A 25,582-nucleotide genomic window follows, 5' to 3' on the forward strand; every position below is an offset into this window, starting at 1 on the left:
CCAGGGGCCATTTCAGGGGCGAATCCAGATGCCAACCCTGACGTCGCGCCAGTCAGTAGCGCCGACTTCGAACCCGTCACCCCGCCCGACCGCGAGGTGCGAGCGCAGGCCGATGCGCGTCAGCGTGATCTGACCAAGCCGGCCGGTTCGCTGGGCCGACTGGAGGCTCTCGCCGGCTGGGCATCAGCCTGCCAAGGAGTTTGTCCCCCACACGCTTTCGCTCGGCCTCGCGTCGTCGTGTTCGCGGGTGATCACGGAATCGCCCGCAACGGCGTCTCCGCCTATCCGCCGGAAGTGACCGCACAGATGGTCGCCAACTTCCTCGGGGGCGGCGCGGCAGTCAACGTCCTCGCCGAGGTTGCCGGCGCCACGGTACGCGTCGTCGACATCGCAGTGGACGGCGATACCGATCCGTCCGTCTCGAACCACAAGGTGCGCAGGTCTTCCGGGTCCATCGACCGCGAAGACGCCATGTCGAACGAGGAAACCCTTCAGGCCATCGCCGCCGGCCGAGCGATCGCCGACGAGGAAATCGACGGGGGCGCAGATCTTCTCATCGCCGGCGACATGGGCATCGGCAATACGACGCCCGCAACCGTACTCATCGCCGCACTCACGGACAGTGAACCCGTCGCGGTCGTGGGTCGAGGTACCGGTATCGACGACGCCGGATGGATCCGCAAGACCGCAGCGATTCGCGACGCTCTCCGGCGTGCCCGTCCGCACGTTCGCGACACAGTCGCGCTGCTGCGCACGTCTTCGGGTGCTGACCTCGCCGCGATGGCCGGCTTTCTGGCCCAGGCAGCTTCGCGTCGTACGCCGGTGATCCTCGACGGCGTTGTGGTCACCGCAGCCGCCATGGTTGCCGACGAACTGGCTTTCGGCGCACGTGAATGGTGGGTCGCCGGACACCGCTCCACCGAACCTGCCCACACCATCGCATTGACCCGAATGGGTCTCGACCCGATCGTCGAGTTCGACATGCGTCTCGGTGAAGGTTCAGGTGCAGTCACAGCTCTCCCGATTCTTCAGGGCGCAGTGGCAATCCTGGGCAAGATGGCGACATTCTCCGAAGCCGGTGTCAGCACTCAGGGCAGCGCACCTGCCGACGAACCGGAGTCGATCGACCTGACCAAGACCGATACGGCGGAGTGAGCGTGGCGGGCCCGCTGTCCGGAGTGCCGCTGGCCTTCTCGTGGCTGACGGTCCTTCCGGTTCGTGGTCCCTCCGACATCGATCGAACTGCCGGCCGTCGCGCCATCGCGGCAGCTCCGCTCACCGGGATCGCTCTCGGCATTGCCGCGACGTTTCTGCTCTGGGGCACAACCAGTATCGGCCTGAATCCCTATCTCGCAGGCTTGCTGACGGTCGGTGCGCTCGCTCTCGGGACACGCGGGATGCACGTGGACGGACTGGCAGACTCCGTCGACGGACTGGGTTGTTACGGTCCACCGGAGCGCGCCCGCGAAGTCATGCACAGCGGCGGTGCCGGACCGTTCGGGGTCGCGGCGCTGTTCATCTTCCTCGGGCTGCAATCGGTCTCCTTCGGCGTCCTCGCTGTTGCCGACTCCCCCACGCAGTGGATCGCCGTTCTCGTATCTGTCGCTGCGGGTCGTGTGGCCGTCGTTTTTGCCTGCCGCCGAGGTATTCTCGCGTCGAGCCCGAGCGGATTCGGTGCGCTCGTCGCCGATTCACAACCGCTGTGGGCCGCAATCGTGTGGTCGGTTCCGCTGATCGCCGCTTCCGGCTTTGCCACCGACCGGTGGTGGCTCGGCCCTCTCGTGACCGCGTCGGCGCTGGTGATCAGTGTGCTGTGCGTGCGTCACTGCGTCCGTAGATTCGGCGGACTCAACGGAGACGTTCTCGGATTCGCACTCGAACTCACTGTGACGCTGACGGCCGTCGGCCTCACTCTCGGACTGTGATCCGACGTCGTGCGAGTAGGTGTCCTTGCGTACGAAGGTTGCCTCGCGGCCGAGATCTTCGTTTTCACCGACCTTCTCCTGATCGCCAATCGCGTCGCTGATGGAGCGCCCGCCGACCCCTTCGAGGTATCGGTCATCGCAGCGTCCCGCACGCCCGTCGTTGCGGCAGGTGGATTTTCGCTCGGCGTGCAGGAGGGGCATCACGACATCGATCACCTGGTTGTGCCGGGGTTCGAACTCGTGCCGTCCGAAGACCCTGCGACGCGCTTGTCGCTGTGGGAGGGAGAAATCGAGTTCATCCGTGCGTGCGAGGCGCACGGCGTTCGGGTGTCGTCAGTCTGCGTCGGCGCGTATCTGCTGGGCGAGGCGGGACTGCTCGACGGACGCCGATGTACGACGTCGTGGCTGTACGGTGCGGACCTCGCGAGTCGTTACCCCGGTGCGACGGTTCGAACCGACTCGTTGATCGTCCAGGACGACGGCGTCACCACCACTGCTGCGTTCACCGCCGCGCTCGACCTCGCAACAGCACTCGTGCGCGAGCATCTCGGCGACAAGATTGCGCGAAGGACTGCAAGAATTACTCTGGCGCCGGAAAACCGAACCAGTCAATCTCCGTACATCGTCGACTCGATGCTGCCCGCCAAACACACACAGTTTGCCGACGACGTCGGAAGGTGGCTGGTCGAACGGATGGCGGAGCCTTACGACTTGGATCTGCTGTCGGGTGCTTTTCGTGTCAGCACCCGAACCATGCTTCGGAAGTTCAAGGACGAGACCGGGGAATCGCCGCGCAGTTATCTGCAGCGTGCACGGATCCGAAAAGCGAAACGGTTGTTGGAATCGACCGACTGGTCTCTCGGAAAGATCCTGGGGCACATCGGCTATCAGGATCCTGGAACCTTCCGTCGCCTGTTCACCGACCGCGTCGGCATCAGCCCGGCCGACTACCGAAAGCGATTCCGCAACGGCGGCGCCGGATAGGTGCGTGGCGAGCCCGCCCGAAAACATGGCGAACCGCCCTCTTCTGTAGTCGATCCCGCGCCGAAAGACTGTGCAGAGGAATTGTTTCGACTACTGAGAGGGCTCACCGTGCCGAACCGGAGCATGACCGAAGACGATCCGCTCGAAGACTTCGACCGTCGAACGATCACCATCGACGCAGTGGCGAAGTCCGTGTACGTGGCCGGCACCGGTCCCGCAGTAATCGTCATGCCGGAGATGCCGGGCATCAGCCCGCATGTAGCGCGATTCGCCCGCTGGGTGCGCGACGCCGGTTTCACTGTCTTCGTTCCGTCACTGTTCGGCCGCGACGGCGCGGTCCCCACAGTGAACGAGGGGCTGACGGTGTTCAAGAGAGCCTGCGTCAGTGCAGAATTCCGCACCCTCGCTGCCGACGAACCGAGTCCGGCGGTCCGTTGGCTGCGTTCACTCGCCGCTTCCGCCCATGAGGAGAGCGGCGGACCTGGCGTCGGCGTGATCGGAATGTGCTTCACCGGTAACTTCGCGTTGTCGATGATGCTCGAACCCTCGGTCATCGCGCCGGTTCTCGCCCAACCGTCGTTACCGCTCGATCGACCGGACGAAACCGACAACGGGCCCGAAGAACTCGAAGCCGTGCGCTCGAGACTCGAGGCCGAAGACCTCACGGTGCTTGCATACCGCTTTCGAGGTGACTCGTTCTGCCGCGCACAACGATTCGCCGCCTATTCGAAGGCCTTGGGCGAGCGCTTCGTCGGGAAGGTACTACCCGACGAAGCGGCCAACGCGACAACGTCGCCGTTCTTCGAACACGTCATTGCCAATCCACACAGCGTGGTGACGGCTCATCTCGTCGACGAGGCGGGATCGCCCACCACCGTCGCACGAGACGAGATTCTGCAGTTCTTCCGGGAGCGATTGCTCGCGGAACGAACCAGCGATCAGTGAAGTTTCGTCATCCAGCCGTGGGTGTCGGCGAAGGTTCCGCGCTGGATACCCGTGAGGGTGTCGCGCAGTGCCATCGTCACCTCACCCGGCTCGCCGTCGGCGATGGTGAACTCGCCCTCGGCGGACTTGACGCGTCCGACGGGGGTGATGACTGCTGCTGTGCCGCAAGCGAAGACCTCGGTGATTTCACCACTCTTGCACTTAGTGCGCCATTCGTCGGTGCTGATCTTGCGCTCCTCGACGGCGAAACCGGAATCGGCGGCAAGGGCGAGCAACGAGTTGCGCGTGATGCCTGGCAACAACGAACCGGACAGCGACGGCGTCACGAGGCGAGCGTCGGGGCCCGAGCCGAAGACGAAGAACAGGTTCATTCCACCCATTTCCTCGACGTACGTGCGCTCGATGGCGTCGAGCCAGACCACCTGGTCGCACCCCTCGTCGGCGGCTTGCGCCTGGGCGAGGAGTGAAGCGGCGTAGTTGCCGGCGAACTTGGCCGCGCCGGTACCACCGGGGGCCGCGCGAACGTATTCGGTGGACAGCCACACACTGACCGGCTTGACGCCGCGCGGGAAGTACGCACCGGCAGGCGAGGCAATCAGCAGGTAGCGGTACTCGTCGGCGGGACGGACACCGAGTCCGGCTTCGGTGGAGAACATGAACGGACGGAGGTAGAGCGCGTCCTCGCCACCGGCTGCGGGAACCCAGTCGAGATCGACGTCGATCAGTTCGGTGATGGAATCGATGAACATCTGCGACGGGAGCTCCGGCATGGCCAGACGGCGCGCAGATGCCGCGAAACGCTCGGCGTTGGCCTCGACGCGGAACGAGCTGATCTCGCCACCCGGCTGACGGTATGCCTTGAGGCCCTCGAAGATGGCCTGTCCGTAGTGCAAAACCATTGCGGCCGGATCGAGCTCGATGTTTCCGTACGGCAACACCTGGGCGTCGTGCCAGCCCTTGCCCGCGGTGTAGTCGATCGAGACCATGTGGTCGGTGAAGTGCCGCCCGAAGCCGGGCGCCGCCAAAATGTCACGGCGCTCGGCGTCGGACTTCGGGGACGAGCTCTGAACACGAACGAAATCGGCGGCACCTGTCATGGGCGCAATCCTATCGAACGTGAAAAAGCTCTCTACTTGGTGTTGGTCTCCACGAACGGAGGAGACACCACGACGCACCGAAGAGCACGACCACGGACGTCGACTTCGATCTCGTCGCCGGCCGAGACATTGGCACCGGAATCGAGGAGCGCCAACGCAATTCCCACTTTGAGCGAGGGCGAAAACGTCCCCGAGGTGGTCTCGCCGATTGCCTCGCCGTCACGCAGAACACCGAGGCCGGCACGAAGCACGCCGCGATCGAGAGCCTTGATCCCCCAGAGTTTGCGAGCCGGGCCGGCAGCCTTCTCGTCGGTCAAGGTCTCTTTGCCCCAGAATGTCGGCTTCTTCCAACCGATCGCCCATCCGCAGCGCGCTTCGAGCGGAGAAATCTCGAGCGAAAGCTCATGCCCGTGCAGCGGATACCCCATCTCGGTACGAAGAGTGTCACGGGCGCCGAGTCCGGCGGCCTGCCCACCCTCGGCGCGCACTGCCTCGAGAAGCGCGCGGAACAACGGCTCGCTGTCCTCCCACCGCGGCAGGAGTTCGTAGCCGACCTCACCGGTGTAACCGCTGCGGCACACACGAACAGGCACGCCGTTCCATTCCGCATCTTCGTACGCCATGTACTCGATCTCGGTGGGAAGTCCCAGAGCGGTCAGAACCGCCACCGATTTCGGACCCTGCACAGCCAGCACACCGTAGGCACGATGCTGATCCTCGACGGTGATTCCGTCCGGTGCGAGGGCGACCAGAGCCGCAACGACGTCCGCGGTATTGGCTGCGTTCGGGACGAGGAAGATTTCGTCGTCGCTGACGTAGTACGCAATGAGGTCGTCGATGACACCACCGGACTCGTTGCAGCACAACGTGTACTGAGCCTTACCCGGCCCGATCTTGTTCAAATCGTTGGTCAGTGCGGAGTTCACGAATTCCGCGGCGCCCGCGCCACGCACGACGGCCTTGCCGAGGTGACTGACGTCGAAGAGTCCGACATTCTCACGCACAGAGGTGTGTTCGGCCACGACGCCGGCGTACGAAACCGGCATCTGCCACCCCCCGAACGGCGCGAACGTCGCGCCGAGTTCGACGTGGACGGGGTGGATCGGGCCCTGCAACAGTTGTTCGTCGGTCATGGCCCACAACCTATCGGACTTCGCCGATCGAAACATGTCCGCAGCGAGAGCTCACCCGGCCGTGACGATCGCCCGTCCGCAAACTGCAAAGGGCCTAACATCGACTCAGGCATCCGCCAGAACCGGACGCATCGCACACTCACCTCACAGGAGACACCTTGAGCACTCGCACAGCCCGATCGTTGGGACCCGACCTCGTTCTCGCCGGCACAGTCGCCAAGCGCGCAGAGATACTGGTCGTCGGTCTGACGTCGGGTCCGGACGGCCCCGAAATCGCACTCAGCGAAGGCATCGTCGCCGAAGACGTACTCGCCGAGATCCTCGACAGCCTCATCGCCGTCGGCGCCACGGGCAAGCCCGAGCAGCTCACTCGTGTCCCGGCACCGAGCGAACTGTCGGTCACCAGCGTTCTCGCCGTCGGACTCGGCTCTGCCGACAAGCTCGGCAGCGAGCAGATCCGTAAGTCCGCCGGCGCCGCAGCTCGCTCGTTGTCCGGCATCGACACCGTCGCAACCACGCTCTCGATCCTCGACCTCGGTGCAGCCGCCGAGGGATTTGCGTTGGGCGCGTACAGCTTCACCGAATTCAAGTCGTCCATGACGGCTCCCGGTCCCGATTCGCAGCCACTGGCCCGCGTCGAACTTCTGGTGCCGTCGCCGCGCACGAAGGAGACCAAAGCGACGCTGGCACGGTCGGCCGCCATCGCCGAGGCCGTCGCCACCGCACGCGAGTTCGTCAACACTCCCCCGAGCCACCTCTACCCCGCCGAGTTCGCCGCGCGCGCGAAGGCACTGGGCGTCGAGGCCGGGCTCACCGTCCAGGTTCTCGACGAGAAGGCACTCGAGAAGGGTGGCTACGGCGGAATCATCGGCGTCGGCAAGGGCTCGTCACGCCAGCCGCGTCTCGTCCGCCTCGAATACGCGTCGAAGAAGCGTGGTGCCCGCAAGGTCGCACTGGTGGGCAAGGGCATCACCTTCGACACCGGCGGAATCTCCATCAAGCCCGCCGCCGGGATGGAGAACATGACCTCGGACATGGGCGGCGCCGCAGCCGTCATCTCCACCGTCGTGCTTGCCGCCAAGCTCGGCCTGCCCGTCAACGTCGTCGCATACGTACCGATGGCCGAGAACATGCCGTCCGCGACCGCGCAGCGTCCCGGCGACGTGCTGACCCAGTACGGCGGAATCACCATCGAGGTCGTCAACACCGACGCCGAGGGCCGTTTGATTCTTGCCGACGCGATGGTTCGCGCGGGTGAGGACGATCCCGACTACATGATCGACACCGCCACCCTGACCGGTGCGCAGATGGTCGCGCTCGGCAACCGCACCCCCGGAGTCATGGGCACCGACGAGTTCCGTGACCGCGTCGCCTCCATCTCGCAGAGCGTCGGCGAGAACGGCTGGGCCATGCCGCTGCCGGAGGAATTGCGCGGAGATCTCGACTCCAAGGTCGCCGACATGGCCAATGTCACCCCGCACCGCTGGGGCGGCATGCTGGTCGCAGCTCACTACCTCAAGGAATTCGTTCCCGAGGGTGTCCAGTGGGCGCACATCGACGTCGCGGGTCCGGCCTACAACACGTCAGGGCCGTGGGGTTACACCGGCAAGGGCGGTACCGGCGTTCCCGTTCGCACGATGATCTCGGTCCTGGAGGACATCGCGGTCAACGGCTGACCCCTTGCTGTGCGCCTTTATTAACCCCCCCGCGGTTAATAAAGGCGCACAGCAGTTCAGGCGCCGTCGCGTAATTCCTGCTCTCGTGCCCGCTTGCGTTCGATTCGCTTACGTTCGTCGTGATCGCGCATACGCTGCGGATATCCCGTTTTTCGGACGTCGTAGACCGGGATCTTCAGGTCTTGTCCCAATTTGCGGGCACCACGTTCGCCGCCGACACGACGACGAGTCCACTCCCCGTCCTTCGCAACCAGGACGACGGTCACCTCGGTCACCGTCGTCTGCGGTTCCACATAGGCTTCGACGCCTTCGTGCGAGTGCGCCCAATTCGCCAGATGATCCGCATCACTCTGCGCTGCGGCCTGAGCCGCACTCGGCGGACGCTTGAAACGATCGAACAGTCCCACGGTCGTACCCTCCTCGGTACCGACGCCGCGGATGCACCCCGGCGATATGTCAAGTTTGCCAGGCGATGTCCGTTGTGCCTGCGCACGACATACCGTTTGGTCCGCTTACGACGTTACAGCCGGACCCCCGACGCATACCTACTCGCCAGTAGCCGACACACCCGAAACGGACGGCATCCCCCTCATCGGACACGCCCGGCGTATCAATGGAAAGATGAACGACGGTGACGCCGCGCTCGCGCGTCGACATCGGCAAAATAGCTACAAGTAGCCGCACGTCGCGCGCCACTCGAGCACAATGCATTACGACCACAAGTCGACAAAATTCAACAACCCGAACACAACTGTCGAGGAGTCAAAAGACATGGCCTTCTCCGTCCAGATGCCAGCCCTAGGTGAGAGCGTCACCGAGGGAACTGTCACACGGTGGCTCAAGCAGGAAGGAGACACGGTCGAAGTCGACGAACCCTTGCTCGAAGTCTCCACGGACAAGGTCGACACCGAGATTCCGTCTCCCGTCGCCGGCGTCCTGACCAAGATCGTCGCGCAGGAAGACGACACCGTGGAAATCGGTGGCGAGCTCGCCCAGATCGGTGAAGCCGGCGAAGCCGCAGCACCCGCGGCAGAGGCACCCGCCCCCGCCGCCGAGGAAGCTCCCGCCGAGGAAGCGCCGGCTGCCGAAGCTCCCGCTGAAGAAGCTCCCGCTGCCGAGGCACCCGCTGCTTCGAGCGGTTCCGCTGAAGGTACCGCCGTGACGATGCCCGCCCTCGGCGAGTCCGTCACCGAAGGCACCGTCACCCGCTGGCTCAAGGCTGTCGGCGACGAGGTTGCCGTCGACGAGGCGCTGCTCGAGGTCTCGACCGACAAGGTCGACACAGAGATCCCGTCCCCCGTCGCCGGAATCCTGCTCGAGATCAATGCGCAGGAAGACGACACCGTCGAGATCGGTGGCCAGCTGGCCGTCGTCGGCTCCGGCGCACCCGCCGCGGCACCGGCACCCAAGGCCGCTCCCGCAGCACCGGCAGCACCCCCTGCCCCCAAGGCCGAAGCTCCGAAGGCCGAAGCACCCAAGGCTGAAGCACCCAAGCCTGCCGCCGCACCGGCCGCACCCGCTCCGAAGCCTGCTGCGGCTCCCGCACCGGCGGCTGCCCCCGCAGCGTCCGGTGACAGCAGCCCGTACGTCACCCCGCTCGTGCGCAAGCTCGCCACGGACAACGGCGTCGACCTCGCGACCGTCACCGGCACCGGCGTCGGCGGCCGCATCCGCAAGCAGGATGTGCTCGCCGCTGCGGAGGCCAAGAAGGCTCCCGCCGCCGCTGCTCCTGCTGCAGCACCCGCGGCCGCACCGGCCGCCACCGCAGCCGCAGGCGTCCGACCCGAACTGGCACACCTGCGTGGAACCACGCAGAAGGCCAACCGTATTCGGCAGATCACGGCCACCAAGACACGTGAGTCGCTGCAGAACACCGCTCAGCTCACGCAGACCTTCGAGGTGGACGTCACCAAGATCGTCGCCCTGCGGGCCCGTGCCAAGGCCGGCTTCATCGAGCGCGAAGGCGTCAACCTGACGTTCCTTCCGTTCTTCGCCAAGGCAGTCGTCGAGGCGCTGAAGTCGCACCCGAACATCAACGCAAGCTACGACGAGGCTGCCAAGCAGATCACCTACTACGACGCTGAACACCTCGGCATCGCAGTGGACACCGATCAGGGCTTGCTCTCCCCCGTCATCCACAACGCCGGCGATCTCGGCCTGGCCGGCTTGGCCCGCGCCATCGCCGACATCGCCAAGCGTGCACGCTCGGGTGGCCTGAAGCCGGACGAGCTCTCGGGTGGCACCTTCACCATCACCAACATCGGCAGCCAGGGCGCGCTGTTCGACACCCCGATCCTGGTACCGCCGCAGGCGGCCATGCTCGGAACCGGCGCGATCGTCAAGCGCCCGATGGTGGTCACCGACGAGAACGGCAACGAGTCCATCGGCGTTCGCTCGATGATCTACTTGCCGCTGACCTACGATCACCGTCTGGTCGACGGCGCCGACGCCGGCCGATTCCTCACCACTGTGAAGCAGCGGTTGGAAGAAGCCTCGTTCGAAGCTGATCTGGGCCTGTAAGCAACTGCTCGGCCGGCCGGGGCGTCATCTCCATCAGGAGGTGGCGCCCCGGCTTTTTCAGTACGGTCGGAGATATACGTTCGGATATCGAAGCACGCTGAATCGAAGGAGGCTTTCCGAATGCGAGTAGTCATCGCCGGCTCGTCCGGTTTGATCGGAACGGCCTTGGTGTCATCGTTGCGCTCCGACAACCACGACGTGGTGCGTCTGGTGCGACGCTCGACCGCCGGCCCCGACGAATCGCGTTGGGACCCGGACCACGACCGTCTGGACCTCTCCGTCCTGCAGGGCGCCGACGCCGTCGTGAACCTCTGCGGCGTCGGCATCGGCGACAAACGGTGGTCGGGTTCCTACAAGCAAGCGATCCGTGACAGCCGCATCGTCGCGACCGACGTCTTGGCCGAAGCGGTCGCGAGTCAGAAGGTTCCCGTCCTCGCCAACGCGAGCGCCGTCGGCTATTACGGCGACACCGGCGACAAGATCGTCGACGAGGATTCGCCGGCAGGCACAGACTTTCTCGCCACGACGTGTCGCGATTGGGAACTTGCCACCGAACCGGCGCGTGCGGCGGGCGCCCGCGTCGTCAATCTGCGGTCCGGCGTCGTGATTTCACCTCATGGGGGCATGCTCGGTCGGCTTCGGCGCCTTTATTCGTTCGGCCTCGGCGGGCGACTGGGCAACGGTCGCCAGTACTTTCCGTGGATCTCACTCGAGGACGAGTGCGACGCGATCAAGTTCGCGCTCACGAATTCCGAACTCTCCGGTCCCGTCAACCTGACCGGTCCGGCCCCTGTCACCAATGCCCAGTTCAATGACGCCATGTCCCGTGCGGTCCACCGCCCGGCTCCCTGGATCGTTCCCGGGTTCGCACTCGAAGCGTTGATCGGAGAATTCGCCAAGAGCGGCATCCTCGGTGGCCAGCGCGCCATTCCCGCAGCTTTGGAAAAGGCGGGATTCTCTTTCCGCCACAACACGATCGGCGAAGCGCTGGCGGCCGCACTCGGTTGATTCCGAAGTCGGGCGTAATCTCTACGTCCATGAGCAGCGCTGCCGTTTCCGCCCGGTTCTCGAAACTGCCGATCGCCGTCGAGCAACTCGGTTCGATCGACTACAACGCCGCGTGGGACCGCCAGCGTGAGCTCGCGGCTGCGCGGGCGGACGACATCGGACCGGACACGCTACTGCTCCTCGAACACCCGCCGGTGTACACGGCAGGACGACGCACGGAACCCGAAGATCGTCCCGTCGACGGCACGCCTGTCATCGACGTCGACCGCGGCGGGAAGATCACCTGGCACGGCCCCGGCCAGCTGGTGGGATATCCGATCGTGAAACTGGCCGAGCCCATCGACGTGGTGCGGTATGTCCGACGCATCGAGGAAGCACTGATCACGGTGTGCACGGACCTCGGCCTGAACTGCGGGCGCATCGACGGCCGCTCCGGCGTCTGGCTGCCCGCCGAACTCGCAAACGGGCAATGGAAGCCCGAGCGCAAGGTTTCTGCCATCGGCGTGCGCGTCCAACGGGGCGTGGCACTGCACGGCTTCTCCCTGAACTGCAATTCGGTCCTGACCGGATTCGACAACATCATTCCCTGCGGCATCCGTGACGCCGGGGTCACGACGCTGTCGCATGAACTCGGTCGCGACGTCACCGTGGACGAAGTCACTCCCGCTGTGACCGAGGCAGTGATCGCTGCTCTCGACGGAACCATGCCCGTCACCGAACGGAACGTCGAGCGCGTCACCTTCGAAAGCGCCTCGCCTACTCCGACTTTTACTACCGTTCAGTACAGCTGACGGGCTCGCCCGAACCCCGTTGCAGTAATCACCGGGCGTAGGATCACTGTCGTGACTATCGCCCCAGAAGGACGTAAGCTGCTCCGTCTCGAGATCCGAAACGCGGAGACGCCCATCGAACGCAAACCCAACTGGATCAAGACCCGAGCAAAGATGGGCCCCGAGTACACGGAGCTCAAGGGCCTGGTCAAGCGTGAAGGTTTGCACACCGTCTGCGAGGAAGCGGGCTGCCCCAACATCTACGAGTGCTGGGAAGACCGCGAAGCCACGTTCCTGATCGGCGGCGAGCAGTGCACACGCCGCTGCGACTTCTGCCAGATCGACACCGGCAAGCCCGAAGCCCTCGACCGCGACGAGCCCCGTCGCGTCGCGGAAAGCGTTCAGGCCATGGGCCTTCGGTACTCCACGATCACCGGCGTCGCCCGCGACGACCTCCCCGACGGCGGCGCCTGGCTCTACGCCGAGACCGTCCGCAAGATCCACGAACTCAACCCGGGCACCGGCGTCGAGAACCTGGTTCCGGACTTCAACGGCAAGCCCGAACTGCTCGACGAGGTCTTCGCCTCACGCCCCGAGGTCCTCGCACACAACCTCGAGACCGTCCCCCGCATCTTCAAGCGGATCCGTCCGGCATTCCGGTACCAGCGCAGCCTCGACGTCATCACCGCAGCACGCGACTACGGACTGGTCACCAAGTCCAACCTGATCCTCGGCATGGGCGAAACCCCTGAAGAGGTCACCGAGGCGATGGCAGATCTCCACGCCGCCGGTTGCGACATCCTCACCATCACCCAGTACCTGCGCCCCTCGCCCCGGCACCACCCCGTCGAGCGGTGGGTCAAGCCCGAGGAGTTCGTCGCACACTCGAAGGCTGCAGAAGAGATGGGCTTCGCCGGCGTCATGGCCGGTCCGTTGGTTCGCTCGTCGTACCGCGCCGGCCGCCTGTATGCGCAGGCCATGGCACATCACGGCCGTGAACTTCCCGAGGCGCAGCGTCATCTGACCGAGGGCGGCGACGCTTCCCAGGAAGCCAGCTCACTCATGGCGCGCCTGAATCGCTGATCCACTTTTTGCTGTGCGCCTTTATTAACCGCGGGCGGTTAGTAAAGGCGCACAGCAATGGACGTATCCTGGGTACATGGCGAACGGCAGCAAATCCGGTAAGGGCAAACCCACCAAAGAGGCAAAGGCTGCAGCGAAGGCTGCCCGCAAGCAGGCTTCCAAGGAACGTAGAACTCAGCTCTGGCAGGCATTCCAGATGCAGCGCAAGGACGACAAGCTCCTCCTTCCGCTGATGATCGGCACCCTCGTCGGTGCAGCTCTGGTCTTCTTCCTGGTCGGCCTCATCTGGGGCCTTCAGTGGTTCCTGCTGCCGATCGGCATCGTTCTCGGTCTCCTCGGCGCCTTCATCATCTTCGGTCGTCGCGTCCAGAAATCGGTGTACAAGAAGGCTGAAGGTCAGGCCGGTGCCGCTGCGTGGGCGCTCGACAACATGCAGGGTGCGTGGCGCGTCACGAATGCCGTCGCCGGCACTACCCAACTCGACGCCGTTCACCGCGTCGTCGGACGGCCGGGTGTCATCCTCGTCGCCGAGGGTTCGCCGCAACGCGTCAAGGGCCTCCTCGCGCAGGAGAAGAAGAAGACCGCCCGCCTCATCGGCGACACCCCGATCTACGACATCATCATCGGCAACGACGAGGGCCAGGTTCCGCTCTCGCAGCTCCAGCGCTACTTGAACAAGTTGCCCCGCAACATCGACACCAAGCGCATGGACAACATCGAAGGTCGCCTCGCTGCGCTCAGCGCACGCGGCGGCGGAGCAGCGCTTCCCAAGGGACCGATGCCCGGAGGCGCGAAGATGAAGGGAATGCAGCGGACCATTCGTCGTCGCTGACACTCCCCCACAGCAAAACGAAAGACCCGGGCCCACACGGACCCGGGTCTTTCTTTACTTCGAGAGATTTGTGTCAGCGCGATTTCACGAGCAAAGTGCCGGTCGCGCGGTCCTGCATACCGCGACCGTCGATGTCGGTGATGGTCGCGGGAATGACGAACACAAGCAGCGCCTGACGCCCGAGCGCGCGCACGAAGCCCACTCGGATCGGGCCTTCGATTCGCGCAACCTGAAGTCCGAGGACGAACTGCCCAGGGGAGAAGTTGAACAGCGTCACCGTGACGACGCCGACTGCGAACCACACCATCAGCGTGACAGTCGAGGTCATACCGTCGAAGAAGTCGCCGGTGATGAGCGAGGCCACTCCCACAGCCATCACCCAATCCACCAACAGTGCCGCGATACGACGGCCCGAACCGACCAGCGAACCCGGACCCTCCTGAGGGAAACCGAGGAGCTCGCCACGGTACGACTGCTCACGGCCGTCCGCGCTCTTCGGCAAAGCTGCTTGCGGCCCAGAGAGCCAAGTTCCGGTGATACGTGCCATGCTGTCCAGGATAGGCGTCGCAGCACCGTAGTCCAGATTTGCCGGGTTTTAACTGTGTGGCCGGTCACATGGACTTCGGAAATCCCCAGGATGCTGCGACGCGTAACACTGCCGAAACAAAGGGTTGACGAGCGGGCAACACCAGCTCCCTACCGTCTGCCTCGACGGATTCAACCGACATCACTTGGCTGAAGCGACTTAAGGAGCACAAGCGTGGCGTTCACCACGGCCGAAGAGGTCATCAAGTACATCGCGGACGAGAACATCGAGTACGTCGACATTCGGTTCAGCGACCTGCCCGGCGTCCAGCAGCACTTCTCGATCCCGGCGTCTGCTTTCAACCAGGACGTGTTCGAGGACGGCCTCGCATTCGACGGATCTTCGGTCCGCGGATTCCAGTCGATCCACGAGTCCGACATGATGTTGCTTCCCGACGTCACCACGGCGCAGATCGACCCCTTCCGCAAGGCGAAGACCCTCAACATCAACTTCTTCGTGCACGACCCGTTCACTCGTGAGTCCTACAGCCGCGACCCGCGCAACGTTGCCCGCAAGGCCGAGGAGTACTTGGTCAGCACCGGCATCGCGGACACCGCATTCTTCGGCGCCGAGGCCGAGTTCTACATCTTCGACTCGGTTCGCTACGACTCCGGCATGAACTCCGCTTTCTACGAATTGGATTCCATCTCCGGTTCCTGGAACACCGGCGCAGAGACCAACGCCGACGGCTCCCCCAACCTCGGTTACAAGGTTCGCGCCAAGGGTGGCTACTTCCCCGTCGCTCCGTACGACCACTACGTGGACCTGCGCGACGAAATCTCCACCAACCTGACCAACGCAGGCTTCGAGCTCGAGCGCGGCCACCACGAGGTCGGCACCGGCGGACAGCAGGAGATCAACTACAAGTTCAACACGCTGCTCGCAGCTGCTGACGACCTGCAGCTGTTCAAGTACATCGTCAAGAACACCTGCTGGCAGCACGGCAAGTCCGCAACCTTCATGCCGAAGCCGCTCTTCGGTGACAACGGCTCGGGCATGCACGTCCACCAGTCCCTGTGGAAGGACGGCAAGCCCCTCTTCCACGACGAGTCCGGCTACGCGGGCCTCTCGGACATGGCTCGCCACTACATCGGCGGCATCCTGCACCACGCTCCGTCGCTGTTGGCCTTCACCAACCCGACGATCAACTCGTACCACCGTCTGGTGCCGGGCTACGAAGCCCCCATCAACCTCGTGTACAGCCAGCGCAACCGCTCGGCAGCTGTCCGTATCCCGATCACGGGCAACAACCCGAAGGCAAAGCGTCTCGAGTTCCGCGCACCCGACTCCTCGGGTAACCCGTACCTCAACTTCGCTGCACAGATGATGGCCGGCCTGGACGGCATCAAGAACAAGATCGAGCCGATGGCTCCGGTCGACAAGGACCTCTACGAGCTTCCCCCGGAGGAGGCTCGCAACATCCCGCAGGCTCCGACCAGCCTCGAGACGGTCATCAACCGCCTCGAGGCCGATCACGAGTACCTGACCGAGGGTGGCGTCTTCACCACCGACCTGATCGAGACCTGGATCTCGCTCAAGCGCGAGCAGGAAATCGCTCCGGTCAACCTGCGTCCGCACCCGTACGAGTTCGAGCTCTACTACGACGTGTGATCCGCATCCTGACGTAAGTCAGACCTGCGAGTACCGAGTCCACCCGTCCCGCTTCTGCGGGGCGGGTGGACTTGTTTCGTCCGAGGGAAACCCCTCGGACAGATGATGACCGGCCTTCATACCGGACGCGGTCGAATCGCGGATCAGCCGCGGGCACGTTGACCGATGGCCGCATTGTTGACGATATGGGCGATTCGACCTGCCCGTGTTGCGTCTCGAGCGGCACTGACGATCCACCACAGCATCTGTTTGCGGGCGCTGGGCGGAAAACTGTCCCAGTTGCTTCGCGCTTGCGTGTCCAGGTCCAGCGCCGCCTGCAAGTCAGATGGTTCCTCGAGGTCTTCGACTTGGTCGAGAATCGTCCACCAACCAGTGGATTTCGCGGCAGCAATGGCACCACGACCAGCAGCGGTCATGAGGCTACGCGCCTCCATATCAGCTGCGCGTTCGCGGTTGAGTCGGGTCCAGGAACTCTTGCGTCTCCGCGGTGTGAACAGTTGCAAATTGCGCTCTTCGTCGAAGACGGTGTTGGTGGAATCGATCCACCCAAAGCAGATCGCTTCCTCAACGGCCTGAGGGTAGGGGCAGCGTGGTCGGCTGGTGGTGGTGCGCCAGGAGCACAACCACACTCCGCGGCCTGACGTGTGATTGTCCGTCAACCAAGTTCGCCACTGTTCGCGAGTCTCGGCGTGGATGATCGGGTAGTCGAACTTCCACGTCTGAGGGTGGACGGAAGCCGGCGGCGATGATTTCGAATCGGTCACTTACTCTCCAGCCTAGAGGGAATCGGATACGTGTCTCGATAGACGAGGGGCCTGCGCAGGGAACACGTCCCCGCGGCAACTTGGACGTGAATGGTCTTGTCGCGCAATCCTCTTCTGACTGTCATGGTGGCGAGACCCTGAGGTGAAGGGCGAGCCGACTGACGGTGTCGGCAAGCTCGGTTGGTTCGATGACGACCACTGGGGCGGTGAGCGCAATGCGCGCAACCGTCATGGCGAGCCTGCCGAGATCTTCGCTGCGGATCTCGACAAGGCAGCGGTCCGCTGCCACCTCGATCGGTGTGTGGTCAATCCATCTGAGTACGCCCTCGAGGTCGGCGAACGTAGCTTCGATGGCGAGTTTTGCATCGTGGTGACGGGGTGGCGAGCCAACTGATCTCGCGACGAAGCCTGCCGCGTCACCGCCCGGGATCTCGCGTGGCGTGAAATGACTGCCTGCCAGCCAGGGCTCCGAGAGCCGGTCCAGTCGAAATGTTCGCCAATCCGAACGATGGTGGTCCCATGCTACGAGATACCAACGACGCCCCGCCGTGACAAGGCGGTGCGACTCGACGAGTCGTCTGCTGCTCTCGCCATCACCTCGCCGATAGTCGAAACGAACGTGCTCGTGGTCGCGACATGCCGCAGCGAGCACACTGAGTGCTTCGGGATCGACGATGTCGTCATTTGCCCGCCGCATGGAACTGACGCTCGAATGCAGTGCCGACACACGTCGGCGTAGTCGATGGGGCAGGAGTGTTTCGATCTTCGTCAGCGCGCGCAGCGCCGTTTCTTCGATGCCTCCGATGGCGGCCTCGGCGGCGTAGCGCAGTCCGACGGCTACCGCCACGGACTCGTCATCGTCGAGGATCAGGGGCGGCACGTGCGCCCCCGTTGCAAGTCGGTAGCCCCCGTATTTTCCGGACGTGGAATCGACCGGATAGCCGAGGTCGCGTAGGCGATCGATGTCGCGGCGCACCGTCCGCTGCGTGACATCGAGTCGTGCGGCAAGTTCGGCACAGTGCCAGAAGCGATGAGTCTGAAGGAGCGAGAGCAGTTGCAGTGCTCGGCCTGTGGGATCGTTCCGCATTTCTTCAGATTGCCAGCGATCTAGGACTTTATGTGTCCACGATGCTCCCTATCGTCGGAGCAACCGGTCGATCCAGACACGAGATCGGTACTCGACTCAAAGGAGCATCCGTGAATCCATCCGACTTCCCCAGGCCCGTCCTCATCCCAGTGAACGGCGTGGAACTCGAAGTCTTCGAAGCAGGGCGACACAATGCCGGGAAACCCATCGTGTTGTGTCACGGATGGCCAGAGCACGCCTATTCCTGGCGATACCAGGTGCCCGCCCTTGTCGAGGCGGGCTACCACGTCATCGTCCCGAACCAACGCGGCTACGGCAATTCGTCACGTCCGACCGAAGTGACGGACTATGACATCGAACATTTGGCGGGTGATCTCATCGCACTTCTCGATCACTACGGCTACGACGATGCCACCTTTGTCGGTCACGATTGGGGTGCCTTTGTCGTGTGGGGCCTTACCCTGTTGCACCCGGACCGGGTAAACAAAGTGATCAACCTGAGCCTGCCCTACCAGGATCGCGGAGAGCAGCCGTGGATTGAGTTCATGGAAGCCGTGCTTGGCGGTGATTTCTACTTCGTCCATTTCAATCGACAGCCGGGCGTCGCGGACGCGGTGTTCGAAGACAACACCTTCCGGTTCCTCCGCAACCTGTACCGGAAGAACGAACCCCTCAGGGAACCTCAGCCGGGTATGGCGCTGATCGATCTCGCCAAAGCAGAGACACCACTCGGTGAGCCCCTGATGAGCGATAGAGAATTGGCCGTTTTCGTCTCCGCCTTCGAATCGACAGGATTCACGGGCAGTGTGAACTGGTACAGGAACCTTGACCGCAACTGGCATCTGCTGGCGGAGGTGGACCCGATCATCCAACAGCCCACACTCATGATCTACGGCGACCGTGACGCGATCGCGAGAGCTGAGAACCTGACAGAGTTCGTGCCCAATGTGGAAGTAGTCAATCTCGATTGCGGTCACTGGATCCAACAAGAAAGACCCGAAGAGACCAACCAAGCGATCTTGAACTGGCTGGAACGGCAGGATGCCACATAGTTTCAAGGCTAGGTGCGGTCTCAGTGAAAATGTCAGTCTCATTCAAGTCCAGTAGGGGGCTTGATCCGGACCGACCGTCTTCGAGATTTGGCGAGAGCGGCGGTAAACAAACCATGCACTCAACCCGACGATGGGCACAAGCCAAATCCCGACAGAGAAGGCGACAGCGCGCCACACACCGACTCGCCCGGACACAGAAACCACATCGGCCGTTCCGACAAGACACAGGGAAAGCCAAATCAAGGCGAGAATGAATCCGCCGCCGTACAGAAGAAAGAATGCTTCGAATCCGTCCATGCAGTCCATTCCACTGTCGGCGCAGTCCTGAAGCCCAGCCGCACCGAGTAGGGAAATGTTCACGGTGGCGATGCTACGGGCCAGGGCGTCCCGAACTGCCGAACAAGCGGGCGGATTCGGCGATGCGAACGCCGCTCAGCCCGAACAGAGTAGAAGCCCCACCCCCGTGGGGAGGGCGGGGCTTCCTCTGGTCCGGCGCTCACGCACAGTGGGAGGGTGGTGGACATGCCGGACCGACGACACGGCAGGGAGTCAAGCTGCCGCGCCCAAGCGCTGACCTGAAGGAATGCGCCTGAGATCGTGGTTACGAGAACCATCAAACCAGACAAACTGGACGCATGTTCAGGAATCGCGAGATTCGACCCCCGCACGTCAGAAAGATCTCACTGCACCCGATAGGTTTCGCTGCGGACAGGATCCACCAACCGCCGCATGACCTCGTACGCGCGGTCCGGATCCGTGTACGGCGGAATCATCATCAAAACGAGTTGACGACCATAGATATCGTCGAGATACATCAAATCGTGGGGCTGGCCAGGGTACGGACCCCGCACTTCCAGTCCGTCGACCTCGTCGATACGACGCTGCGCGCTGCTGATCGTGTTCCAGTCGAACGCAACCCGCGCGATCGGCCCCAACCTCAGCGAAAGTGCGGATATCAGATCGTGAAGCTCCGCCGTGACGTTCGTGGTCCACGGGAACCACGCGCCGTCAACCGATGCCTTGACGGCACCTTGCCCACGAAGCAGGAATCGCGGAGTCCGCGTCGGCGACGGGAAAGGTTGCCCGACATGGCGCTGCGGCGCTTCCATTGCATAGTCGAGAGTGCTGATGTGCGCCATGACGAGGCTCCTTGACGGAGGATTCGTGGAACCGTCAGGCAGAGGTGCCCGGTCGTGGGTTCCATACCTTCAGACTACTCCGCTACGCAATCCCGACTACGCATCGACGGAAATGATCACGCCGGTGTCGCCGTACGGGAACGGACCATTACCGATGTGACCAAGGGTGTTGAAGAATTTCGAAATAGGCACCATCACACCGTATTTCGCTTTGACTTTGCTGCGGATCTCGTCGAATTCAGCTCCACCGCTCACCAACTGAGCGGTCCCGGTGACCGGCGACGCACCGTCGGCAACCTTTCCGCGGTTGTTGCACGGCACCACGGTGACGCGTGGGTTGTTCCGCAGACGCTTGGCCTTACCCGACTTCGAGGAAGTCCAGAAGCCGATACGTCCGTCAGGCAGAGGCACGACCCACGTCGGCGTGGCTACGCCGTCACCGCTCTTACGGAATGTGGTGACCGAGATCGTCTTCTCTTCGCCCAGGGACATGAAACGAGCGTATGCCTCCACAACCTCCACGACCATGCACGCGAATGAATTTTCTCTACCCCAGGAGTTTCAAAACGGACAATTATCCGGACGAAGGTGAACAACAGGTGCCGAGTGGTGGAAATGTCGCGGAACGACCACGTCTGAGGTCGATTTGAGGCCCGGAGGTGTTGGAACATGACTTCTCGTGAATGCGGAACTCATCGTTCTCCTCGTCGTCGTCGTAACCGCTCTGGGGTTCGACTTCACCAACGGTTTTCATGACACTGGCAACGCTATGGCCACGTCGATTGCAACCGGCGCCCTCAAGCCCAAGGTGGCAGTCGCTCTGTCTGCTTCCTTGAACCTGGTCGGAGCTTTCCTCTCGGTAGAGGTTGCTGCCACCGTGGCCAAGGGCGTGGTGAACCTCGGAAATGTGGGTGGCCAAGCGCTGCTCACCATCGTCTTCGCCGGCCTTGTCGGCGGCATCATCTGGAACCTGGCAACGTGGTTGCTCGGCATCCCCTCGAGTTCCTCACACGCACTGTTCGGCGGCCTGATCGGCGCCGCCATCGCGTCCCTCGGCATGAGCGGTGTCGCCTGGAGCGGCGTCCTCAGCAAGGTTGTCATCCCCGCAGTTCTCGCTCCCGTCGTGGCCGGCTTGGTTGCCGCGGCCGGCACCTGGCTCATCTACCGCATCACCTCCAACGTCGGAGAAGAAACCAAGGACAAAGGTTTCCGACTCGGCCAGATCGGTTCGGCTTCACTCGTTTCCCTCGCACACGGCACCAACGACGCTCAGAAGACCATGGGCGTCATCTTCCTCGCCCTGGTCGCCCACGGAACCATTTCCGCCGACGCGGACATGCCGTTCTGGGTCAAGCTCACCTGTGCGCTCGCGATCGCTGCCGGAACCTACCTCGGCGGTTGGCGAGTCATCCGCACTCTCGGCAAGGGACTTGTCGAGATTGCCGCACCACAAGGCATGGCAGCCGAAGCATCCTCTGCTGCAATCATTCTCACCTCCAGCCACCTCGGCCTTCCGCTCTCCACCACCCATGTGGCGACGGGTTCCATCATGGGAACCGGTCTGGGACGCAAGGGCGCCGAAGTTCGTTGGGGCGTAGCCGGACGTATGGCGGTCGCCTGGTTGATCACTCTTCCGTCCGCTGCAATCGTCGGCGCTCTGTGCTGGGGACTGGCCGACATCGTCGGCGGCCTGCCCGGTGTCCTGGTCGTCTTCGCCGTGCTCATCGCGTTGGCCGGCTGGATGTACCTGCGCTCCCGCAAGGAGCCCATCGATCCGAGCAACGTCAACGCCGAGTGGGACGGCGGCCTGGTGCCTGCAGAGGTCCCCGGTCCGGACGCCCGCGTCACCACCGACGCCAAAGCCTGAAAGAGGGAATCGACATGGATATCTTGAAAAACACCGTCGACTCGCTCTGGCAGGTCGTACTGGTCGGCCTCCTGCTGGGCGCCGGACTACCGGCGATCTTCGCAATCGGCCTGAAGTCGCTCGACGCCGGACAACGTGGCAGTGGCGGCGGGAGCACTGCCGTCGTGGCTCGCAGTCCGTTGGCCGTGGCAGGCGCAGTGGTGTGCTTCGCGGTCGTGCTCATCGCGATCGTCACCGGAATCCTCTTCATCATGCAGGGCTTCCTCAGCCACACATTCGGCATCGAGATCTTCTGATCCCGTGCGCCCTCACGAGCGGAAAGACATCACCGTGACTGCACCGACTCCATCCCTTCCTCAATCCATTCTTGACTGGCTTCGCGCCGGCTACCCCGAAGGCATACCGCCCAAGGACCGCATTCCGCTGGTCGCATTGCTACGACGCAAACTCTCGGACGCGCAAATTCGAGACATTGCCATCGGCGCTGCACTCGCAGAACTGAGCGACGTCAACAGCGACCAGGTGATCTCGAGCGACGAGATCAGCGCTCAGATCGCCGATCTGACGAGCCAGACTCCCTCGGACGAGGACATCGCGCGCGTTGCCTCCGTCCTTGCTGCCGCCGGGTGGCCCCTCGCTGATCTCGACAACCACTGAAGCTCGATTCGTTGAGTCTTCCACCACTTCTGGCTTCGATACTCGGCTGGCTGCGTGCCGGGTATCCGAACGGTGTGCCGGAGCAGGACTACGTCCCTTTGATGGCCCTGCTCCGGCGACAACTGTCCGACGACGAGATCGCCGTTCTTGCTGACGATCTCGTCGCCGGCTTTCCGCTTCCGGTCGATCCGATCGACTTTCCCGGTTCGGTCGATCCGATCGACATCGGCGTCCTCATCACCAAGGTCACCGACGATATTCCGCACGAATCGGACGTCGCTCGGGTACGTGAACACCTGATTCGTGGAGGTTGGCAAATCGTGGCACAACCTCCGGTCGACGACGCCTGACGGCATTACGGTAAATCGGACCAGTTTGATAACGAACCGGTAACGGTGCCGTCGAGGTCAATACAGACCACTTAGTGTCATAAGGAATTCCGCGCCTCGGGGGGCTCGGTCGGATTTCGGTGTGCAAGCACCTTTGGGGCGGGAGTGATACATGCACGAGGCTCACACAGATTTGGCGAAGAACCCAGATATTTCGAACCCGGATCTTTCGAGAAACCGTATTTCGAAACGAATCAAGCGTCGGATCCTGGGCCTCGCAGCGACAGCACTCGCACTCCCCCTGACCGCAGGCCTGATCAGCGGATCGGTAGCGACCGCAGCGCCCGCGCGTACCGCCCCGGCCGGTGGCTACGAGGAAGTGTTCGTAGACTCGTCGATGGGACCGATCAAGGTTCAGATCCAGTGGGCTTCGCGCGGCGGCAACGCGGCGCTCTATCTTCTCGATGGCCTACGAGCACGCGACGACCGAAACGCATGGAGTTTCGAGACCAACGCTCTCGAGCAGTATCGCGGCGACAACGTCACCCTGGTCATGCCGGTCGGCGGGCAGTCCAGCTTTTACTCCGACTGGTATGCGAACAGCAATTTGAATCGCCAGCCGGTCACGTACAAATGGGAAACCTTCCTCACCCAGGAACTTCCCGCCTATCTGGAATCGCGCGGCGTCTCCCGAACCAACAACGGCGTGCTCGGACTGTCCATGGGTGGCAGCGCGGCACTGACGCTAGCCGCCTACCACCGCGATCAGTTCAAGTTCGCCGGTTCGCTCTCGGGATACCTCAACATCTCAGCTCCAGGCATGCGTGAGGCGATCCGGGTGGCCATGGTCAGCGCCGGGTCCTTCAATGTCGATGCAATGTGGGGACCGCCGTGGAACCCCGCTTGGCTCCGCAACGATCCCTTCGTGTTTGCACCCGAACTGGCTGGGCTCTCGCTGTACATCTCCGCTGCGAGCGGCCTACCCGGGCAGTTCGATCAACCGCGTCGTCCCGTCGACTTCGTGAATACCGGTAGCGCCATCGGCCTCGAAGCCCTGGCCCTGATGAACTCACGGGCATTCCAGCTGCGCATGAACTCCCTGGGGATTCCGGCAACGTACAGCTTCCCAGCCAACGGCACTCATTCGTGGCCGTACTGGGGTGCAGAACTGTGGAAGGCCCGAGGCCAGATCCTCGACACCCTCAACGCTTGGTGAACTGACAACTACTCGATCACCGACAACCGCAGGCCTCGACCGATATTCGGTCGGGGCCTGCGTCGTTCGACATCAGAGCGCGGCAAAGAGATCCACGGTATTGCCGTCGGGATCGAGAAGAACGGCGTAACGCTGCCCCCACACGGCATCGAACGGCGCCTTGTGTCCGGGGAAGTCGGCTGTGATGCGCTGATACGCCTCGTCGACTGCAGCGGGTGTCCCGAAATCGAAGGCCAAAGCGACGGGGTGTCGACCTTCCCCGACAGCGAAGTCCGGATCGAAGCTCGTGATGGTGGACAGCGCGTCCCAGGCCAGCCGAAGCCCACTGTCGAAAGTGAACTCCACGTGTGGAGCGTCAGCGGGTGTTTCCGGAATGTCGAGCCCGAGGGTTCGGTAGAACGCGAGGGAACGCGCGAGATCGTTGGTGACGATTCCGACGAGATCGAGTCTCGGAGAGACGGACACGGTATTTCTCCTGTTTCGGGTCGAGAAGTGATCGGCGAGTGTGTGACGATGATCTGATGACCGGCACTGACACCCTCGCTCTTGACGGTAGTCGGACGGTAGCGTCGAGTCTTGAACAAAACGGCCACACCTATGTCGAGACTTGGATCACCGGTTCGGCCGGCCTCTTCAGTTGCACGTGGAAAAGCACTACCGACCCCCATGCGCCCACGGAAGCAAAGCGGATTCTTCCCGATCTCTGCGCAGACTTCATCGTCGACAGCACCGGAAAGTCGTGGCTCGTCGGACCTGCCACCGGTGCCGATCTGGTTTCGGTCGCCGCCGGTACAACCATGTGGGGCATCCGGATCAATCCACCGGCTCTGCGGAGCCTGCTCGGCACAGCTGCCGATGCGGTGCAGGATTCGAAGATCGCCATCGACGACATCCTCACTTCCAGACAAGCGCGGGTACTTGCCGACGCCCTGCGCCACGAGGCAGTCGACGCACAACTACTGGGCCAGTTGTGGCGCGGACTGGAACCCGACCACGGAATCGAGCGTGGTTACTCCGCGCTCATCTCCTCCCCTTCCACGCCGATACGAGAGATTGCTGCAGACCTCGGTGTTTCCGAACGTCATTTCAGACGATCGATCACGTCAGCGGTCGGGCTGTCCCCCAAACTGATTCAGAAGGTGCAACGAATGCAGGACGTGTTGACTCTCAGCCGCGGCGCAAAACTCACGCTGTCGTCGCTGGCCGGTCGCGCCGGCTACGCCGACCAAGCCCACCTCGCACGCGATACGCGTGCACTGGCAGGTCTGACACCGACTCAGCTACTGCGCGAGCACCGGTAA

General features: G+C 63.2%; 28 protein-coding genes. 18 read left to right on the top strand and 10 right to left on the bottom strand.

Going from position 1 to position 25,582, the window contains the following annotated elements; all coding sequences use genetic code 11:
• Positions 1-9: 9 nt before the first annotated feature.
• The 4 genes from cobT to RA302_RS17280 all read left to right on the top strand — a co-directional run bounded on the left by cobT (position 10) and on the right by RA302_RS17280 (position 3,854).
• The gene (cobT, locus tag RA302_RS17265; protein WP_050793993.1) at positions 10-1,155 is read left to right on the top strand and encodes a nicotinate-nucleotide--dimethylbenzimidazole phosphoribosyltransferase; all 1,146 of its coding nucleotides are present in this window, start codon (positions 10-12) and stop codon (positions 1,153-1,155) included.
• Positions 1,156-1,157: 2 nt separating this feature from the next.
• Positions 1,158-1,925: an adenosylcobinamide-GDP ribazoletransferase gene (locus RA302_RS17270; RefSeq protein WP_080961137.1), complete on the top strand. Its 768-nt coding sequence runs from the start codon at positions 1,158-1,160 to the stop codon at positions 1,923-1,925.
• Positions 1,926-1,934: 9 nt separating this feature from the next.
• Positions 1,935-2,909: a helix-turn-helix domain-containing protein gene (locus tag RA302_RS17275; RefSeq protein WP_064113258.1), complete on the top strand. Its 975-nt coding sequence runs from the start codon at positions 1,935-1,937 to the stop codon at positions 2,907-2,909.
• A gap of 123 nt (positions 2,910-3,032) precedes the next feature.
• The gene (locus RA302_RS17280) at positions 3,033-3,854 is read left to right on the top strand and encodes a dienelactone hydrolase family protein (protein WP_082661511.1); all 822 of its coding nucleotides are present in this window, start codon (positions 3,033-3,035) and stop codon (positions 3,852-3,854) included.
• On the opposite strand, the gene RA302_RS17285 is transcribed toward RA302_RS17280, so the two are convergent.
• Positions 3,848-4,951 carry a branched-chain amino acid aminotransferase gene (locus RA302_RS17285; protein ID WP_003941766.1) on the bottom strand — a complete coding sequence of 368 codons (1,104 nt, stop codon included), beginning with the start codon at positions 4,949-4,951 and terminating at the stop codon, positions 3,848-3,850. The genes RA302_RS17280 and RA302_RS17285 overlap by 7 nt on opposite strands.
• 32 nt (positions 4,952-4,983) lie before the next feature.
• The gene (gcvT, locus tag RA302_RS17290; protein WP_003941726.1) at positions 4,984-6,084 is read right to left on the bottom strand and encodes a glycine cleavage system aminomethyltransferase GcvT; all 1,101 of its coding nucleotides are present in this window, start codon (positions 6,082-6,084) and stop codon (positions 4,984-4,986) included.
• Positions 6,085-6,242: 158 nt separating this feature from the next.
• Between gcvT and RA302_RS17295 the strand changes: the two genes are divergently transcribed.
• Positions 6,243-7,760 carry a leucyl aminopeptidase gene (locus RA302_RS17295; RefSeq protein ID WP_019748919.1) on the top strand — a complete coding sequence of 506 codons (1,518 nt, stop codon included), beginning with the start codon at positions 6,243-6,245 and terminating at the stop codon, positions 7,758-7,760.
• Between the two features lie 56 nt (positions 7,761-7,816).
• Here the strand turns inward: RA302_RS17295 and RA302_RS17300 are convergent, their stop codons facing one another.
• Positions 7,817-8,167 carry a hypothetical protein gene (locus RA302_RS17300; RefSeq protein WP_003941713.1) on the bottom strand — a complete coding sequence of 117 codons (351 nt, stop codon included), beginning with the start codon at positions 8,165-8,167 and terminating at the stop codon, positions 7,817-7,819.
• A 364-nt stretch (positions 8,168-8,531) separates the two neighbouring features.
• Here RA302_RS17300 and sucB point away from each other — a divergent pair, with 364 nt between their 5' ends.
• The 5 genes from sucB (at position 8,532) to RA302_RS17325 (ending at position 13,973) form a co-directional block, all read left to right on the top strand.
• Positions 8,532-10,280 carry a 2-oxoglutarate dehydrogenase, E2 component, dihydrolipoamide succinyltransferase gene (gene sucB, locus RA302_RS17305; protein ID WP_058039509.1) on the top strand — a complete coding sequence of 583 codons (1,749 nt, stop codon included), beginning with the start codon at positions 8,532-8,534 and terminating at the stop codon, positions 10,278-10,280.
• A 120-nt stretch (positions 10,281-10,400) separates the two neighbouring features.
• Positions 10,401-11,288: a TIGR01777 family oxidoreductase gene (locus tag RA302_RS17310; protein WP_003941584.1), complete on the top strand. Its 888-nt coding sequence runs from the start codon at positions 10,401-10,403 to the stop codon at positions 11,286-11,288.
• Between the two features lie 29 nt (positions 11,289-11,317).
• On the top strand, positions 11,318-12,079 hold the full coding sequence (gene lipB / locus RA302_RS17315) for a lipoyl(octanoyl) transferase LipB (protein WP_003941602.1): 762 nt from the start codon (positions 11,318-11,320) through the stop codon (positions 12,077-12,079).
• Between the two features lie 51 nt (positions 12,080-12,130).
• Positions 12,131-13,141: a lipoyl synthase gene (gene lipA, locus RA302_RS17320; RefSeq protein ID WP_003941610.1), complete on the top strand. Its 1,011-nt coding sequence runs from the start codon at positions 12,131-12,133 to the stop codon at positions 13,139-13,141.
• 76 nt (positions 13,142-13,217) lie between these two features.
• Positions 13,218-13,973 (top strand): DUF4191 domain-containing protein, encoded by a 756-nt coding sequence (locus tag RA302_RS17325; protein ID WP_003941625.1) that lies wholly within the window; start codon positions 13,218-13,220, stop codon positions 13,971-13,973.
• 73 nt (positions 13,974-14,046) lie between these two features.
• Here RA302_RS17325 and RA302_RS17330 read toward each other — a convergent pair whose 3' ends face one another.
• Positions 14,047-14,520: an RDD family protein gene (locus tag RA302_RS17330; protein ID WP_338477328.1), complete on the bottom strand. Its 474-nt coding sequence runs from the start codon at positions 14,518-14,520 to the stop codon at positions 14,047-14,049.
• Positions 14,521-14,733: 213 nt separating this feature from the next.
• On the opposite strand from RA302_RS17330, the gene glnA reads away from it, so the two are divergent.
• Positions 14,734-16,170, top strand: a complete 1,437-nt coding sequence (gene glnA / locus RA302_RS17335; protein WP_003941609.1) for a type I glutamate--ammonia ligase — start codon at positions 14,734-14,736, stop codon at positions 16,168-16,170.
• A gap of 143 nt (positions 16,171-16,313) precedes the next feature.
• Here glnA and RA302_RS17340 read toward each other — a convergent pair whose 3' ends face one another.
• Together RA302_RS17340 and RA302_RS17345 are read right to left on the bottom strand one after the other, a co-directional pair.
• Entirely contained in the window at positions 16,314-16,934 is a 621-nt protein-coding gene (locus RA302_RS17340; RefSeq protein WP_070160807.1) for a YdeI/OmpD-associated family protein, read from the bottom strand.
• Between the two features lie 121 nt (positions 16,935-17,055).
• Positions 17,056-18,021: a YafY family protein gene (locus tag RA302_RS17345; RefSeq protein ID WP_007735427.1), complete on the bottom strand. Its 966-nt coding sequence runs from the start codon at positions 18,019-18,021 to the stop codon at positions 17,056-17,058.
• Between the two features lie 110 nt (positions 18,022-18,131).
• Between RA302_RS17345 and RA302_RS17350 the strand changes: the two genes are divergently transcribed.
• Complete coding sequence (locus RA302_RS17350; RefSeq protein ID WP_042445952.1) at positions 18,132-19,073, top strand: alpha/beta hydrolase; 942 nt, start codon at positions 18,132-18,134, stop codon at positions 19,071-19,073.
• A gap of 42 nt (positions 19,074-19,115) precedes the next feature.
• On the opposite strand, the gene RA302_RS17355 is transcribed toward RA302_RS17350, so the two are convergent.
• The 3 genes from RA302_RS17355 to RA302_RS17365 all read right to left on the bottom strand — a co-directional run bounded on the left by RA302_RS17355 (position 19,116) and on the right by RA302_RS17365 (position 20,704).
• Entirely contained in the window at positions 19,116-19,433 is a 318-nt protein-coding gene (locus RA302_RS17355; protein WP_228232664.1) for a hypothetical protein, read from the bottom strand.
• 320 nt (positions 19,434-19,753) lie between these two features.
• Positions 19,754-20,212, bottom strand: coding sequence for a DUF5994 family protein (locus RA302_RS17360; protein ID WP_042921868.1), 459 nt, complete (start codon positions 20,210-20,212; stop codon positions 19,754-19,756).
• A gap of 96 nt (positions 20,213-20,308) precedes the next feature.
• Positions 20,309-20,704, bottom strand: a complete 396-nt coding sequence (locus RA302_RS17365) for a PPOX class F420-dependent oxidoreductase (RefSeq protein WP_042445944.1) — start codon at positions 20,702-20,704, stop codon at positions 20,309-20,311.
• 187 nt (positions 20,705-20,891) lie between these two features.
• Between RA302_RS17365 and RA302_RS17370 the strand changes: the two genes are divergently transcribed.
• The 5 genes from RA302_RS17370 to RA302_RS17390 all read left to right on the top strand — a co-directional run bounded on the left by RA302_RS17370 (position 20,892) and on the right by RA302_RS17390 (position 24,281).
• On the top strand, positions 20,892-22,079 hold the full coding sequence (locus RA302_RS17370) for an inorganic phosphate transporter (RefSeq protein WP_007735433.1): 1,188 nt from the start codon (positions 20,892-20,894) through the stop codon (positions 22,077-22,079).
• A gap of 14 nt (positions 22,080-22,093) precedes the next feature.
• Entirely contained in the window at positions 22,094-22,375 is a 282-nt protein-coding gene (locus RA302_RS17375; protein WP_064113254.1) for a hypothetical protein, read from the top strand.
• 28 nt (positions 22,376-22,403) lie between these two features.
• Positions 22,404-22,736 carry a DUF3349 domain-containing protein gene (locus RA302_RS17380; RefSeq protein WP_037129727.1) on the top strand — a complete coding sequence of 111 codons (333 nt, stop codon included), beginning with the start codon at positions 22,404-22,406 and terminating at the stop codon, positions 22,734-22,736.
• Positions 22,737-22,747: 11 nt separating this feature from the next.
• On the top strand, positions 22,748-23,086 hold the full coding sequence (locus RA302_RS17385; protein WP_007735437.1) for a DUF3349 domain-containing protein: 339 nt from the start codon (positions 22,748-22,750) through the stop codon (positions 23,084-23,086).
• A 151-nt stretch (positions 23,087-23,237) separates the two neighbouring features.
• The gene (locus RA302_RS17390) at positions 23,238-24,281 is read left to right on the top strand and encodes an alpha/beta hydrolase family protein (RefSeq protein ID WP_172827113.1); all 1,044 of its coding nucleotides are present in this window, start codon (positions 23,238-23,240) and stop codon (positions 24,279-24,281) included.
• Between the two features lie 72 nt (positions 24,282-24,353).
• Here the strand turns inward: RA302_RS17390 and RA302_RS17395 are convergent, their stop codons facing one another.
• Positions 24,354-24,746, bottom strand: coding sequence for a VOC family protein (locus RA302_RS17395; protein WP_042921874.1), 393 nt, complete (start codon positions 24,744-24,746; stop codon positions 24,354-24,356).
• Positions 24,747-24,802: 56 nt separating this feature from the next.
• On the opposite strand from RA302_RS17395, the gene RA302_RS17400 reads away from it, so the two are divergent.
• Positions 24,803-25,582 (top strand): AraC family transcriptional regulator, encoded by a 780-nt coding sequence (locus RA302_RS17400; protein ID WP_252194467.1) that lies wholly within the window; start codon positions 24,803-24,805, stop codon positions 25,580-25,582.

Origin of the sequence: Rhodococcus sp. DN22 (genome assembly GCF_036669995.1) — a bacterium.
Taxonomy (GTDB): domain Bacteria; phylum Actinomycetota; class Actinomycetes; order Mycobacteriales; family Mycobacteriaceae; genus Rhodococcus_F; species Rhodococcus_F erythropolis.